General features: G+C 57.6%; 13 protein-coding genes. 1 reads left to right on the top strand and 12 read right to left on the bottom strand.

The features are described from left to right. Nucleotides 1–174 precede the first annotated feature (174 nt). From rplL to N5W20_RS00785, 10 genes are all read right to left on the bottom strand, one after another. Nucleotides 175–561 carry a 50S ribosomal protein L7/L12 gene (rplL, locus tag N5W20_RS00830; protein WP_319807054.1) on the bottom strand — a complete coding sequence of 129 codons (387 nt, stop codon included), beginning with the start codon at nucleotides 559–561 and terminating at the stop codon, nucleotides 175–177. Nucleotides 562–655: 94 nt separating this feature from the next. Then, complete coding sequence (gene rplJ / locus N5W20_RS00825; RefSeq protein WP_319807789.1) at nucleotides 656–1171, bottom strand: 50S ribosomal protein L10; 516 nt, start codon at nucleotides 1169–1171, stop codon at nucleotides 656–658. Nucleotides 1172–1455: 284 nt separating this feature from the next. After that, complete coding sequence (rplA, locus tag N5W20_RS00820; RefSeq protein WP_319807053.1) at nucleotides 1456–2142, bottom strand: 50S ribosomal protein L1; 687 nt, start codon at nucleotides 2140–2142, stop codon at nucleotides 1456–1458. A gap of 4 nt (nucleotides 2143–2146) precedes the next feature. Next, nucleotides 2147–2581 carry a 50S ribosomal protein L11 gene (rplK, locus tag N5W20_RS00815; protein WP_319807052.1) on the bottom strand — a complete coding sequence of 145 codons (435 nt, stop codon included), beginning with the start codon at nucleotides 2579–2581 and terminating at the stop codon, nucleotides 2147–2149. 221 nt (nucleotides 2582–2802) lie between these two features. Next, nucleotides 2803–4392, bottom strand: a complete 1590-nt coding sequence (locus tag N5W20_RS00810) for an efflux transporter outer membrane subunit (protein ID WP_319807051.1) — start codon at nucleotides 4390–4392, stop codon at nucleotides 2803–2805. Continuing rightward, nucleotides 4389–5660 (bottom strand): efflux RND transporter periplasmic adaptor subunit, encoded by a 1272-nt coding sequence (locus N5W20_RS00805; protein WP_319807050.1) that lies wholly within the window; start codon nucleotides 5658–5660, stop codon nucleotides 4389–4391. Before N5W20_RS00805 ends, N5W20_RS00810 begins: the two co-directional genes overlap by 4 nt. Continuing rightward, the gene (locus N5W20_RS00800) at nucleotides 5657–8827 is read right to left on the bottom strand and encodes an efflux RND transporter permease subunit (protein ID WP_319807049.1); all 3171 of its coding nucleotides are present in this window, start codon (nucleotides 8825–8827) and stop codon (nucleotides 5657–5659) included. Before N5W20_RS00800 ends, N5W20_RS00805 begins: the two co-directional genes overlap by 4 nt. A 155-nt stretch (nucleotides 8828–8982) precedes the next feature. Continuing rightward, nucleotides 8983–10410, bottom strand: a complete 1428-nt coding sequence (locus N5W20_RS00795; protein ID WP_319807048.1) for a sensor histidine kinase — start codon at nucleotides 10408–10410, stop codon at nucleotides 8983–8985. Nucleotide 10411: 1 nt separating this feature from the next. Beyond that, complete coding sequence (locus N5W20_RS00790) at nucleotides 10412–11137, bottom strand: response regulator transcription factor (protein ID WP_319807047.1); 726 nt, start codon at nucleotides 11135–11137, stop codon at nucleotides 10412–10414. A 46-nt stretch (nucleotides 11138–11183) separates the two neighbouring features. Beyond that, nucleotides 11184–12410 (bottom strand): DNA recombination protein RmuC, encoded by a 1227-nt coding sequence (locus N5W20_RS00785; RefSeq protein ID WP_319807046.1) that lies wholly within the window; start codon nucleotides 12408–12410, stop codon nucleotides 11184–11186. Nucleotides 12411–12665: 255 nt separating this feature from the next. Here N5W20_RS00785 and N5W20_RS00780 point away from each other — a divergent pair, with 255 nt between their 5' ends. Further along, entirely contained in the window at nucleotides 12666–13100 is a 435-nt protein-coding gene (locus N5W20_RS00780) for a hypothetical protein (protein WP_319807045.1), read from the top strand. On the opposite strand, the gene N5W20_RS00775 is transcribed toward N5W20_RS00780, so the two are convergent. Continuing rightward, nucleotides 13088–13771, bottom strand: coding sequence for a type 1 glutamine amidotransferase domain-containing protein (locus tag N5W20_RS00775; RefSeq protein ID WP_319807044.1), 684 nt, complete (start codon nucleotides 13769–13771; stop codon nucleotides 13088–13090). The genes N5W20_RS00780 and N5W20_RS00775 overlap by 13 nt on opposite strands. A gap of 131 nt (nucleotides 13772–13902) precedes the next feature. Beyond that, on the bottom strand, nucleotides 13903–14571 hold the full coding sequence (locus N5W20_RS00770) for a glutathione S-transferase family protein (protein WP_319807043.1): 669 nt from the start codon (nucleotides 14569–14571) through the stop codon (nucleotides 13903–13905). Nucleotides 14572–14620 lie beyond the last annotated feature (49 nt).

The raw sequence follows: 14620 nt of genomic DNA, 5'->3' as shown, positions 1-14620 counted from the left end.
AACCAGACCTTCAAGTCTCCGCCGACATGACCTGCAACGGCGACCGGAACGACTGATTGTTATAACCTCTTTATCGAAAACGGCAAAGCGGGCGGCACCGACGCGGGTGCCGCCCTCCTCGCTAAACTGAAGAAGCGACGGGCGCCTGAGGGACGCCTGAAGCCTCTGTCACGCTTACTTAATCTCGACCTTGGCGCCGGCTTTCTCAAGCTGGGCTTTAAGCTTGTCAGCCTCGTCCTTGCTGACGCCTTCCTTGACGGCTTTCGGCGCGGCTTTGCTGTCATCAACGAGCTGTTTGGCTTCTTTCAGGCCAAGCTGCGTGATGGCGCGGACTTCCTTGATCACGTTGATCGCGGTTGCACCCGGGTCGGTGATGAGAACATTGAACTCTGTCTGCTCTTCAGCAGGCGCGGCAGCCGCACCGCCAGCAGCAGGCGCTGCAACAGCAACCGGCGCCGCTGCAGAAACGCCCCATTTCTCCTCAAGGAGTTTGGAGAGTTCTGCCGCTTCAAGAACGGTCAGAGTTGAGAGTTCTTCGACAATTTTGTTAAGATCGGCCATGATGAATGGTCCCACTATAAATGCACTGGTTTAAACGATGCAATCCCAAACCCCGCCCTTCGGGCAGGAGATGAAATTGCGCTAGATGACAAGACTAGGCAGCCTCGCTTTTGGAATAGGCGCCAAAAACACGAGCAAGCTGTCCGGCCGGAGCCTGGACAGCACCGGCGATCCGCGTGGCGGGGGTATTGAGCATACCCACCAGTTTTGCACGCAGCTCGTCCAGAGATGGCAGCTCAGCCAGTGCCTTGACACCGGACGCATCAAGCGTCTGGCTTCCAAGCGCACCACCCAGAACAACCAGGTTCTCATTCGTTTTGGCGAACTCAACAAGCACCTTTGCCATCGCCGCCGGATCCGCACCCCATGACAGGGCGGTCGGTCCTTTAAGCAACGGCGCGATACCGTCGAATTGGGTCCCTTCCAGAGCTCGACTGACCAGTCGATTTTTAGCAACCTTATAAGTCGACCCCGTCGCACGGATGCGCCTGCGCAGCTCCGTCACATCAGCAACCGTCAAACCTTTATTTTCGGTGACGATCACGATGGATGTGCTGGCAAACACCTCGGCGAGGAATGCGACGAAGGCCCGCTTTTCCTGACGGTCCAATTGCTGTCTCCTCGTCAGCTGCATGATACTCATGCAGCCTGGTTACCCCTGGCGGCTTCACCCTGCCGAAGCAGCGTGTCACCACCGCTCGCCTGTCCGTCGTCAGGAAGGCCAGTGCATGCGTAACCGAAATTACGCCAAATCCGGCAAACCGTCTGTCGCGCGGAGGCATATGCCCTTTAAGCCCCGAAGGGCACGTGCGGTCTTGGACAGGATGGGTGCGACATGAGCCACACCCTTGATACCTCCCGGCTTCCCGGCAGGCATCAATTTCGTAAAAGCTGTTACAGTGACGCGATATCCACGCGCACACCCGGCCCCATTGTTGATGAGACCGCCGCTTTCTTCAGATAAGTGCCTTTCGCGCCGGTCGGGCGTGCCTTCTGCACCGCGTCCACAAGCGCTTTAATGTTCTCGACCAGTTTCTCGGCCTCAAACGACGCTTTACCCACGCCCGCATGCACGATACCGGCTTTTTCAGCGCGATATTCAACCTGGCCGGATTTGGCCGCCGTGACGGCGCCTTTGACGTCCATCGTCACGGTGCCGAGACGGGGGTTCGGCATCAGGCCGCGCGGCCCGAGCACCTTACCCAGACGCCCCACCAGCGCCATCATGTCCGGCGTGGCAATGCAGCGGTCAAATTCAATTTCGCCATTCTGGACTTTTTCAGCGAGGTCTTCAGCGCCGACCACTTCAGCACCGGCGGCTTTCGCCTCCTCCGCTTTCGGGCCACGTGCGAAAACACCGACGCGCAGAGTCTTGCCCGTGCCATTCGGCAGGGAGATCAGCCCGCGCACCATCTGGTCGGCATGACGCGGGTCAATGCCGAGATTCAGTGAGACTTCAATAGTCTCGTCAAATTTGGCTTTGGCGTTGGTCTTGATCAGCGAAACCGCTTCCTCGATCGAATAGGCACGCGCGCGATCCACAGCGCCCCTGGCGGCGACGAGACGTTTATTCTTGGCCATCTTCTCAGCCCTCCACCACATCAAGGCCCATTGAACGGGCAGAACCGGCGAGCATACGCACGGCGCCATCAATGTCATGCGCATTCATGTCTTTAAATTTCGTTTCGGCGATCTCACGCAGTTGCGCGGTCGTCACCTTGCCGACAGATGCCGCCTTGCCAACTGTCTGGCTGCCCTTGGACAGTTTCGCGGCTTTCAGCAGAAAAAACGTGTTCGGCGGTGTTTTTGTGATGAAGCTGAATGTGCGATCCGCATAGGCCGTGATCACGACCGGGATCGGCATACCGGGCTCAAGCCCCTGTGTCTTCGCGTTGAATTCTTTGCAGAACTGCATGATGTTAAGGCCGCGCTGACCCAGCGCCGGGCCCACTGGCGGGGATGGATTTGCCTTACCCGCGGGGATTTGCAGTTTGATGTAGCCAACAATTTTTTTGGCCATATCCGGGACTCCTTTATCGTTGACCCGAACCGCGGTACAATCGAATCCGTCATGCCTCGCAGCATGTCCCGGCCTCTCCCGCGTTTCGCTAAGTGGCGCCCCGTATCCTTTTAGAGGGCGGCATGTCAAGTGAAATATGTCCCAACATCATCATTCACTCCGCCCGGTTAAGCTTTTCCGAGCGTCGGCGGGCACGCCGCGCACCGGGTGAAGCAACCGGGTTATGACCCTTTTCCGGTCAGGTCGGATGATGCGGGATTGGCCCCTTCCCTGACGTCATTGACCGGCAGGGCCTGATGCAGCCCCTCATATTGCAGGGGATGGATCGGGTCGATCTGCTTCATTGTCGGCAGGCTCTGCCGCGTCCAGCCACCACCCAGGGCGCGGATGAGCCGCACAGTGGCCTGAAGCTGCACTGTCTGCGCCTGCACGGCGGCGATCCGGGCTGTGAGTGCGGCCTGCTGCGCCACCACAACATCAAGGTAATTGGTCAGACCGCCCGTATAAAGCGCCATCGTCATGCGCTGCGTGCGCAAAGCCGCGGAAACCGCCTCATATTGCTGTTTTGTCTGGCGGTCATAAAGACGCGTCTGGGAGAGACCATCCTCAACATCCTGAAAGGCGGAGAGGATGGTGCCGCGATAGGCGTCCGCATATTGGCGATATTGCGCCCAGGCCTGCTGCAAGGCGGCCCGACGCAGGCCGCCCGTGAAGGCCGGTTCTACCGCCTGCACGCCATATGACCACATGGAGTTTGCGAGATTGCCGAGGCTGAAGCCGTTATTTTCAAACCCGCCACTCAGGCTGAACGTCACGACCGGGTAGAAGGCGGCGCGCGCCACACCGATCGCATGGCTGGCGGATGACAGGCGTCGCTCCGCCGCGGCGATATCCGGGCGACGTTCAAGGAGCTGCGATGGCAGGCCCTGCGGCACGCGCACCGTGTCATAAGGCAGCACGACGTCGCGCTTGCGTTCGGCAATGCTGAAGGCGGCGGGCGCGCGGTTGACGAGCACGGCGATCGCATGTTCCAGCACCTCGCGCTGCGCCTGCACCCCTTCCAGCGCCGCAATGGTGCTGTGGAGCTGATTTTCAGCCCGTGACACATCCAGCCCGGCGGCTATCGCCCCTGCCTGACGCAGGCGCGTGATTTTAACGGCGGCCTCAAAATAGGTGATGGAATCACGATAGACCGCGATCTGGGCATCCAACCGGCGAAGGCCGATATAAGTAGAGGCCAGTTCAGCCTGTAACATCAGCCGCAGATTGGCGTAATCCGCCGCCGCCGCCTGCGCCAGGTTGCGCTGGCCGCGCTCGGTATTGCGGATCTGATTGAAGAAATCCGGCTCCCACGTTGCGGCGCCGCTATAAAAGACGTTGGACATGTAGATGGGTGAGGCACTGGATTGCGTGCGCCATAACCGCGTCCGGGAAGCGCGATTATTGCTCATCCCGCCTGTCGCACCGGCCTGCGGGTATAACTGGGCCTCCGCCTCCCGGGCGACATCGCGGGCCTGCGTGAAAATTTCAGCCTGTGCCTGAAGGTCCGGGTTATTTTCCGCCAGCAGCGTCTCAAGACGATTCAACTCGGGGTCTTTGAAAACCGCCCACCATGTCCCGCGGGAAGCCGCATCATTCGGGTGCGCATCTTCCAGCACGCCCTGACCTTTCCAGCCATTCGGGTAAATATAATGGGGCGGCTGATAATGCGGCGCGAGATCACACCCCGCCAGCAGAAGAAGGAGCGCTGAAAGTGATCGCCGCGCAGGGCACCGTTTTTCCCCATGTTTCTGACTCCAGACGCGCGTCATTTGCGGATTGCACCCACATGTTCCGGCGCTGCGCGGTCCGGCAGCACCTGCACGGGCGCGACCGGATGGTTCGGCGGGACGGCGGATTGCGCGGCCTTGTCATTATAACCCTTCGTGGTGGGGACAATCTTGACCTCATCCCCCTCCATCATATCGGCGGTGGGGTTGCCGACAATGTCATCACCTGGCTTGATGCCGTCGATAATCTGGATCGTCATGCCGTAATTGATTCCGGTCTCGACGCTGACAAGATGGATGTGATGATCCACCACCGTCGCAACCTGCGTCCCCTGCGCCCGGAAAATCAACGCATTGACCGGGATGATCAGGATATCCGGCGTTCCCGGCACGATGAAATGCGCTGTCGCGTATGAGTCCGGCCATAAAATATGGTCGGTATTGTCCAGCGCCAGCTCCGTCACGACCGTGCGCGTCGCGGGTGAGAATGCCTGCGCCGTGGCGAGATAAGACGCCGTGAACTTCCGACCCGGATATTGCGGCACGGTGATTTTCGCTGAGAGCTTGTCCGAGATGATCGAGGCATATCCCTGGGGGATGGAAACAAAGACGCGGATGCGATGAATATCCGCAACCGTGAAAAGCTCCGACGCCCCGCCACGCGCATTAAGGTCACCACTGCCCTCATTGACGTAATCACCGACATTGACGCGCCGTGACGTGACAATCCCATCAAAAGGGGCGACAATTTTCTTGAAATTCTCCAGCGCCTCGAAGCGCTCAACCTCATGGCGCGCCTGATCCACCTGCGCCTTTTTTGCGGCCGCATTCGCCGCCTGGACATCAACCTCCTGCCGAGAAACAGCCTGCGTGTTACGCAGCGCCGCCCAGCGTTCGGCGGTGATGACGGCCAATCGATATTGCGCGGCCACGACTTCGTAATTGGCCTTTGCGGCCTCATATTGCGCATCAAGGCTTGGGGTGCTGATTTCCGCAAGGATGTCACCCGTTTTAACGTGCGCGCCATAATCCTTATACCACATTTTCACGTAGCCCGAGACCTGCGCATAAATCGGCGCCTGGTACCACGCGGCCAGATTGGCGGGCAGGTCAAGCCGGCGTTCCTTCGGTGCCGGTTCGGCATGGATGATGGTGACGCGGACACGCGCCAGATCCTCCACCTCTTTGCGCAGGGCTCGATAGTGGAAATGCCGTTCAATAAAGCCGATCAGCGCGATCAACAGCGCCGCCGCCCCCACCAGCATCAGGATCTGCTTTCGTTGAAGCGTGATATTATGGGCCAGCTTCATGTCCGCACTCCTTCAGCCGGGGTGGGGTCCGTCCGGCGATGATGGACCATGGCAAAAACACAGGGCACGAAAAGCAGCGTCGCGATTGTCGCCACCAACAGCCCGCCAATCACAGCTTTACCAATCGGCGCATTATCCGAGTTGCTCATTGACATCGGGATCATGCCGACAATCATGGCAAGCGCCGTCATGATAACCGGGCGTATCCGCTCATACCCGGCCTCCAGCGCGGCTTTGAGGGCGTCTCCGTGGATTTCAAGCCGTTCCCGCGCGAAGGCGACGACGAGGATGGCATTGGCCGTCGATGTGCCCATACACATAATGGCCCCCGTCAGGGCCGGAACGGAAAGGGATGTATGCGTCAGGAACAGGCTCCATGCAATTCCGGCCAGCGCGCCTGGCAAAGCCGTGATGATGACGAAAGGGTCAAGCCAGGATTGGAAATTGACGACGATCACGAGATAAACCAGCACGACAGAAAGAATGAGCCCGATGATCAGCTGCCCGTAAGCCTCGACCATCGTCACAGCCTGTCCCCGCACCACAATGTGGGAACCGCGCGGTAATTGAGACCGCATGGAATCTGTCACTTTTTTGACCCCATCCACGACATTGCCGAGATCCAGCCCTTCGTTGGAGCCGTAAATATCAAATACCGGAATGATATTATAATGCGAAACCTGCGCCGGCGTGCCCGTCACGCTGATTTTTGACAGCGCACCGAGCAATTGGGGTGGCTTGTTTTCAGGATTGCCATCCCCTTTATCGATCGGCAAAGTCTCAAGATCATTCATGGTTTGCAGATAGGTTGCGGGCACCTGCACATCGATCAGGCGCGCGATCCCCTGTGGACTCAGCCAGTAAACCTGCCCCACCTGCGCACTGCCTGAAAGCGCGACAAGTTCGTTACGCGCCACATTCTCTTCCGTGATGCCTGTCCCCATGGCGTAACTTCGCTGGGCGGCCACACGTATGGTGGGCTTTGTCATGGGTTGCTGGATGGAGAGATCCGCCAGGCCGGGGACAGTCAGCAGCTTCTTCTTCAGCTTTTTGGCAAACTCGTAATTTCCGAACAGGTCACGCCCCACCACCTGCACATCAATCGGCGCAGGCAACCCGAAATTAAGGATTTTCGCGGTCAGATCGGCAGGCTGGAAGGTGAATTGCGTCCCCGGGAACGCATCCAACAAGGCCGCGCGCAATTCCTGGCGGTAGGTTGCGATCGGGCTCTCATCATTTTTCAGGGACACGGTGATATCGCAATCCTCGGCGCCTAAAGTCGGTGACGGGATGAAAGCCTGGTTCATCTGGGAAAAGGGCAGGCCGCAATTGCTCAGGACAGAGCTGATTTTTCCGGGGAGAACCTCATGCATTTTCTTTTCGACAAGCGAAGCAATTTTCCCGGATTCCTCCAACCGTGTGCCGATGGGTGCGCGCATATGGAGCTGCAATGTCCCCGATTTGATTTCGGGAAAGAAGTCACGCCCGACAAAGAGATAAAGCCCCATCGACGCCACGGAGACAGCGAGGAAGGAAGGGATGAAGAGCCGCCGCGCCGCGATCAGATGGCCGAGAAGCACCTCATAACGGTCGCGGAAATCTTTGAAACCCGTCTCGAAACGCATCTGAAACCGTGTGAAGAACCCGGCCGTGTGATGGTCCGCCGGGTGCTCCTGCGCCTTATCATGTCCGGCCAGCAGATATTTCGCCATGGTCGGCACGAGTGTTCGGGATAAAATGAAGGAGGCTGCGATCGCGTAAATGATCGCTTCCGCCATTGGCATGAAGAGCCACCCCGCCACCCCTGTCAGTTCAAAAAGGGGGAACCAGACAATGCAGATACAGGTCGTGGAGACAAAGGTCGGGATCACGATCTGATTGGCCGCGTCGATAATCGCGATTTCCAGATCCTTCCCCATTTCCAGATGCGCGTCGATATTCTCAACCATGACGGTCGCGTCATCGACAAGGATGCCGACAGCGAGGGCCAGCCCGCCCAACGTCATCACATTGATGGATTGCCCCGAGATTTGCAGAAAGATCAGTGATGACAGGATGGCCAGCGGGATGGAGGTTGAGACAATCAGGGTGGAGCGCCATGAGCCGAGGAAAAGCATCACAGCCAGGCTGGTCAGAAGCGCGGCGATCACCATCTCGCGCACGACATCCTCGACGGAATCTTTCACGAATTTCGAGGCATCCGTCAGGATTTTGATTTTCGTCCCCTTGGGGAGGGACTCCGAAATCTGCGGCAGAAGTTTTTTCACCCCCGACACGACGGAAAGCGTCGAGGCGTCACCACTTTTCATGATGACCATCATGACGGATTGCCGCCCTTTGACGAGTACCATATTGGTTTGGGGCGGCCCGCCCGGATGCACATTGGCGACATCGCGCAGATAGACAACGGCATTCCCGACCTGTTTGAGAGGGAGGTTATTAAAAGCCTCGATCTCTTTCGGCTGGGCATTTGTCTCGACCATATAATCGTAGGGGCCGATACGCTGATCACCTGCGGGGAGCACGATATTCTGCTTATTAAGGGCATTCCCGACATCAACCGCGGAAAGATTATGCGCCATGAGCTTGGATGGCACGATGTCCACGGTGATATAGGGCGCAAGGCCCCCATAGGGTGCGGGAATGGCCACGCCCGGTATCGAAACCAATTGCGGGCGGATCAGGTTGGACGCCATATTATAAAGGTCCGCACCATTCATCGTTTCCGAATTGATTTGAAGGGTCAGGACGGGGACGGAGGACGCGTCATAAGCAAGGATCAGCGGCGGCGTCGCCCCTTGCGGCAATTGCTTGATGATCGTCTGGGAGACAGAGGTGATCTGGGTCTGCGCCGTTGAAACGTTTGCGCCAGGCTGAAAGAACACCTTGACGATGCCGCGCCCGTAGAAAGAGCCACTCTCAATATGCTCGATATTATTGACCGTCGTGGTCAGGGCGCGCTCATAATAATAGACGATCCGGCCCGACATATCCTCCGGCATCAGGCCAAGATAGGACCAGATGACGGCCACAACGGGGATTTTGATGCTCGGGAAAACATCCGTCGGCGTCGTGACCGCCGCGCGCACGCCGAAAATGACAATCAGAACGGAAAGGACGACAAAACTATAGGGGCGCCGCAGCGCGGTGATGACAACTTTATTCATCCAGACGGTCCGAAAATCGAGGGCGTATGCGGGCGAAACGCAGCTTTATCACGTTTCGACGCATCGACTCCACACCGCGCCACATGAAACTATGGTCAGGTTTCCGCCCGGTCTGGCTTGAAAATCGGTTGGTTATGACGAAGCCCGTCGGCGATTCAGAGGGTTTCGGGCAGGGGTTCTGAAAGCAATGAGTCGGTCTCCTCCTCCTGATGCATCGCGAAAAACATCTGGAAAACAGCGCCGGGATTGGCCGTCCCCTCCCGATAAGACGAGATTTCAAGCGAGGTTCCATGCAGGCGGAGGATTGCCATGACCAGGCTGAGCCCGAGGCCACTCCCCGGGATATGGCGGCTTTTATCCGAACGGTAGAAACGCCCGATCACCGCCTTGCGCTCGGATTCCGGGATGCCGATGCCGGTATCCGCGATACGCAGCACGATCTGATTGCCCTCTCGATAGGCCGCTGCCTCAATATGACCACCAGCGGGCGTGAATTTGATGGCGTTATCGAGAAGATTGGCCATGACCTCAATCAACAGGTCCCGGTCGCAATTGATCGGCAGCGGGTCACCCCGTGATGACTTGTCAATCAATGTGAGCTGGTGGGTCTCGGCAATCGGCTCATAAAGCTCGACCATATCCGCCACGATAATCCGGAGATCATGCGTCGCGAAGCCCGCTTTGCGCCGTCCGTCCTCAAGTTCCGCAATGCGCAGGATCGCGGTAATGGTGGAAAAGCATTGATCGAGATCCTGCGTCGCCTTCTCGATAACCTCATGCAGGTCAGCCGCGTTGCGCTCTCCATTCAAGGCGCGCTCAAGCCGCACCCGCATACGGGAAAGCGGGGTTCTGAGGTCATGCGCGATGTCATTCCCGACATTGCGAATTTCAACCATCAGATACTCAATGCGGTCCAGCATCCGATTGACGGAACCCGCCAGGCGCTCGAGATCATCGCGGGACCGGCCTGCGGGTAATCGGCCGGACAGGTCCCCCTCCATAATGCGCTCAATCGCCTCATTAAGGCCGCCCACCCGGGATAATGTGCGGTGACTAAGATAGATCCCGACACATAGCGCAAAGGCGATGAGTGGCAGGAGGGAGTAAACCATCGTGTGCAGAAGGGAATTGCGCAGACTATCAAGACGCCGCTGCGATATCGCAAAAACAAGCACATGGCGTGAAGGGAGGCGTGCTGTCAGAAACAGGTAATTATAACGCGGGCGTAAGGGAAGCGCGTAATTAAGCTGTTGGACATCATCTTCAATCCGCAACCCGTCGGGCCAGGATGGGAGATCTCCCGCGATATAGCTCAAGTCACGGTCAAAAAGCCCGACGCAATCGAGTGTCAGGTGGATTTTGCTGCCATTGATACCCTCAAGCACCTGCACGATTGTCTGTTCCGGGCGCTGGGCGATCATGAAAGCCTCACGCCGCAGAACGTTCTGGAGGTAAATAATCTCCGAACTGACAAACCGCAGGTAGAAAAAGGTCAGGTTGCTCGCGACACCTGCGACGACGGTAAAGACGACGGCGAGCGTCAGTCTGAATGTCGCGGTCCTGAAAAGTCCCAGAATCTGCAAATCAGTCCTGGATACGCAGCATGAACCCGGCCCCCCTTATGCTATGGATAAGCGGCGTTTCGCCGGGCGCGTCAACCTTCCGCCGCAATTTACCGATATGCACATCTACAAGGTTTGTCTGGGGAATGAAACGATAATTCCAGACATCCTCAAGCAACATCGTCCGGGTCAGGACCTGGTTGGGTCGCCGCATGAGATATTCAAGCAGGCGGAATTCACGCGGGAGGAGGTCAACCTCACGCCCCATGCGATCCACCTTGCGATCGATAAGGTCCATTTCGAGCGGCCCGACGCGAAGTTTGGTGGCGCGGGACGAGTTCGGACGTCGGAGGAGTGCCTCCAGACGCGCGACCAGCTCATCCATCGCGAAAGGCTTGACGAGGTAATCATCCCCGCCCGCTTTAAAGCCTTGCACGCGTTCATCAACGGCGGAAAGAGCCGAGAGCACCAGGACCGGCGTCATGATTTCACTCTGACGCAACTCCTCAATGACACTCAGGCCGTCAACATGCGGCAGCATCCTGTCCATCACGAAAATATCGAACTGCCCGCTCCTTGCGGTCGCAAGCGCTTCACGCCCGTCGGCAGCGCGATCTGTCTTGAAACCGCGCGACTCAAGCTCCGCAACGATTTCGGCAGCCAATGTGTCGTCATCTTCGACAACGAGCACATGTGGCGCTTTCTCGTCACGATCGTCCTGCGAAACTTTTCCATCCTGTCTGACCATGGCTTATAATTACTTAAACGTTGAGATGTCTGAACTAAAAGCGAATTTAAATTTCATCCTCGAGGTCCCTTTCCGTCGCGTCCTCAATCGCATCGAGTTCACGAAGCCTCTTGCCGAGTACGCGCGTGCGGCGACGAGCAGCCTCAATTGTGTTGCTCATCGTTCCGGCGCCTTTCGCCAATTTTTCGAGAACGCTGTCCATTTTCATGATTTCCTGTCGGGTGACGCCAAGCAGCCGCGCGATGGTATCTGTCCGCTCCTCAAGAGCAATCGTGACATAACCGAGATGCACTGTGCGCAACAACGCGGGGATGATTGACGGTCCCATCACTATAATGCGGGAAACGCGGCCAAGTTCGTCGATCAGGCCGGGAATACGGGCGATTTCCGAGTATAATCCATCAGTCGGCAGGTAAAGGACGGCAAATTCCACGGTTGAGGGCGGCGCAATGTATTTTTCCGCCATTTTTCGGGCCTCAAGGCGAATCGCCGTTTCGAGATTGCGGCGCTCAATCCGCTCAGCGGGCGCGTCGGCGCGCTCAATCGCACTCAGGAGCCGCTCATATGAATCGGTCGGGAATTTACAATCGATCGAAAGATAGGGTGCTGGATGGGCGCGTGAGGGCATTTTGATCGCGAATTCCACGAAGACATTTTTCTCCGGGATCCGGAAATTACATTCATAAGCGTCGGGCGGCAGAATATCATCCAGGATCGCCCTGAGCTGCGCCTCCCCCCAACCGCCACGGGTTTTGACATTGGTGAATAAACGTTTGAGATCGCCGATTTGGGCGCTGACAGCCGTCACTTCCCCGATCGCTTTCTGCATCTCTGCAAATTGCTCGACCACGCGGGCAAAGGAGGTCTGCATCTGTTTTTCAACGCTGGCGCTCAATTGCTCATTGACGGAAGCACGAATGGCGGCAAGCTGCGTCGCATTGGAGGTGGCCATTTCCTTCAGCGCATCTGACTGCGCCAATCGGGCCTCCGCATGCTCCCGCCAAAGGCGTTGCGCGACATCGCCGAGGCGCTCATTCACGTCCAGATGCATGCGTTCCATCCGCGCCGTCAGAGCGCGCTCCGCCTCACGAAACGCCAATTGTGTCGCGCGACTTTCCGTGCTTTGCGTATCCTGAACATGGGTCTTCATCTGATCAAGCTGCGTCCGAAGATCCGCCGTGCCACGCCTCCCTGATCGCAACCAGAGGGAGATGGCGATCCCGAGGCAGAAAAACGCGATGAGCCAGGGGAGGAAGGAGCCGACGACATGCATAGAAAACGATCCCGTAATTTGTTGATTTATGAAGGGCGGTGAAAGCCTGCCTCAAGACGGCGTCGCGTCAAGGGATAATCGCCGATTTTTACGATAAATCCTTCCCGCCCCGATGTGGCAGGCTGTGGGCGCGATAAGCATTTCGCCGTTATTTATTGCGTATTACCGTTTCTTCCACAGTAAAAACGTGCGATGATTTTCCATGCTTTTACACCAGCTTACCTTCATGACCATCTTTATTTGAAGGGTATTCAGATGAGATTTTTCCGAACATTCTGCATCTGCCTCACGACCCTCTTTGCCGCCATGCCGGGCGCGGCGGTGACTCAGACGACAGATGGTCTCGGCCGCACGACAAGTGCACGTGGCGGGATCTTCTCGAAGGATCTGCCGGGCGGCCAGACTTATGATGGCGCAGGCAGGCTTTATAATCATCGCACCGCGAATGATCTCGTGACCGGTCCACGCAATGAATTACGCCTGCATCTGGACGCCATGGGACGCATTTCCGACGCGCGGGGCCGACTTCTCGCCCATGTCAGCAATGGGCGCTTCACGTCAGCGGAGGGCGGTTTTCTCGGTCGGCAGAATCCTGAAGGACGCGTCTATGATGCGCGTGGGACGTTCCTTGGCGTGGCGCCGCCGCGTGATGAGGTTGCCGCCTATCGACTGATTAATCACGCACCCTGACGCGCGGCGGCGGGCCGCACCGTCGATTTGCTTTTTCTGGTTCGCGCTGAAGGACGGGCTTTCGCCTTCTCCGCCGTAGCACCCTGCTTCGCCTTTGAGGGGACGGCGCGGGAGGGCTTTCGCTGCGGCTGCGCCTTGGGGGTGGGGCGTTCATACTGCCTCAATAGTGCGTCACAGAAAATCTCGAGATCATCGGGGTCACGTGAGGAGATCATGTTTTGATCCTCGACCAGCGCTTCATCTTTCCAACGCGCGCCTGCAGCGACAAGCTCCGTCCTCAGCGTGGGCCATGATGTCATCTGCCGGGATTTGACGCCTTCCGCCTCAATCAGGATCCAGGCGCCATGGCAGATCACCGCTATCGGCGCCTCGCTTTGGACAAATTTGCGGACGAAGGCGATGGCGGAGGGGTTTCCACGTAACGTGTCCGCATTAACCGTTCCCCCTGGCAGAACGAGGCCATCGAAACGCCGTTTACCGGCCTCCTCAAGCGTCACATTCGCCTTATATTTCTTACGCGGTTTGATATCGCCCCGCATGGACTGGATGCGGCCCTTCTCCGGCGCGACGAGCACGGTTTCAAACCCTGCTTTTTTGAGTGTCCTCCAGGGTTTCAGGAGTTCGACCTCCTCAACACCATGGGTGGCCAATATCGCGATTATTTTCGTCATCCTCGTCACTCCGCACGGAATCTCTCCCCACGTAAGCGCATCAGGCGTGCGTCGGGTTCGATTACCTCACGCTGCACGGGGCCTGAATTTCATCAATGAGCGTTCGGCGCGATGTTGCCAACGTCGAAGCCTCAGAAATCAAGATCCATATAATGAGGCGGCGGGGTGAAGCCGGGCAGTTTATCATGCAGAAGCGCGCGGAAGCTCGGACGGGATTTGACGCGTGCGTACCAGTCCTTGGCGAAGGGCGCGCGTGACCAGTCAATATCCCCGATAAAATCGAGGCATGACAGGTGCGCGGCAGCCGCGAGATCGGCATAAGTGAGCTGTGCGCCACCCAGCCAGGCGCGCGTTTCAGAAAGCCATCCAATATAATCGAGATGAAAGCGCAAATTGGCATATCCAGCGCGGATTGCCGTGCCATCCGGCGTGCCACGGCCCGAAATCCGCTTATCGACCTTTTCCCCCAGCAGATTTCGCGACACCTCATTATTGAATTTGACGTCGAACCAGTTCAGGAGCCGGCGCGTCTCGATACGCTCTTCCAGATTATGGCCCAATAAAGTGGAGCCCGTATAGGCTTCCTCAAGATATTCCGCGATAACACTACCGCCAGGGATGGCGAGGCCGGACTTCTCAACCAGCACGGGCACCTCCCGCGCCGGGTTGAGTGCGAGGAAGTCCTCTCCACTTTCCCACACGTTTTCCACGCGCATCTCAAAGGGAATGCGTCTTTCCGAGAGAGAGAGCCGTGCAAGACGACTTTGAGGTGATAAAGGAAGGTGATAAAGAATGCGCATCCGGTACTCATTAATGGGCGTTGACGTTGGCAACAAGCCAAACCGTGTT

Origin of the sequence: Candidatus Kirkpatrickella diaphorinae (assembly GCF_025736875.1) — a bacterium.
In the GTDB taxonomy this organism is placed as follows: domain Bacteria; phylum Pseudomonadota; class Alphaproteobacteria; order Acetobacterales; family Acetobacteraceae; genus Sorlinia; species Sorlinia diaphorinae.
The sequence above is the reverse complement of the archived record's forward strand: the minus strand, read 5'-3'. Positions and strand labels throughout refer to the sequence as shown.

Bases quoted from the DNA above. Each gene is read 5' to 3' on its own strand.
- N5W20_RS00785 (WP_319807046.1), bottom strand. From the start codon at position 12,410: ATGCATGTCGTCGGCTCCTTCCTCCCCTGGCTCATCGCGTTTTTCTGC.
- N5W20_RS00810 (WP_319807051.1), bottom strand. From the start codon at position 4,392: ATGACGCGCGTCTGGAGTCAGAAACATGGGGAAAAACGGTGCCCTGCG.
- N5W20_RS00790 (WP_319807047.1), bottom strand. From the start codon at position 11,137: ATGGTCAGACAGGATGGAAAAGTTTCGCAGGACGATCGTGACGAGAAA.
- N5W20_RS00780 (WP_319807045.1), top strand. From the start codon at position 12,666: ATGAGATTTTTCCGAACATTCTGCATCTGCCTCACGACCCTCTTTGCC.
- rplK (WP_319807052.1), bottom strand. From the start codon at position 2,581: ATGGCCAAAAAAATTGTTGGCTACATCAAACTGCAAATCCCCGCGGGT.
- N5W20_RS00800 (WP_319807049.1), bottom strand. From the start codon at position 8,827: ATGAATAAAGTTGTCATCACCGCGCTGCGGCGCCCCTATAGTTTTGTC.
- N5W20_RS00775 (WP_319807044.1), bottom strand. From the start codon at position 13,771: ATGACGAAAATAATCGCGATATTGGCCACCCATGGTGTTGAGGAGGTC.
- rplA (WP_319807053.1), bottom strand. From the start codon at position 2,142: ATGGCCAAGAATAAACGTCTCGTCGCCGCCAGGGGCGCTGTGGATCGC.
- N5W20_RS00805 (WP_319807050.1), bottom strand. From the start codon at position 5,660: ATGAAGCTGGCCCATAATATCACGCTTCAACGAAAGCAGATCCTGATG.
- rplL (WP_319807054.1), bottom strand. From the start codon at position 561: ATGGCCGATCTTAACAAAATTGTCGAAGAACTCTCAACTCTGACCGTT.
- N5W20_RS00770 (WP_319807043.1), bottom strand. From the start codon at position 14,571: ATGCGCATTCTTTATCACCTTCCTTTATCACCTCAAAGTCGTCTTGCA.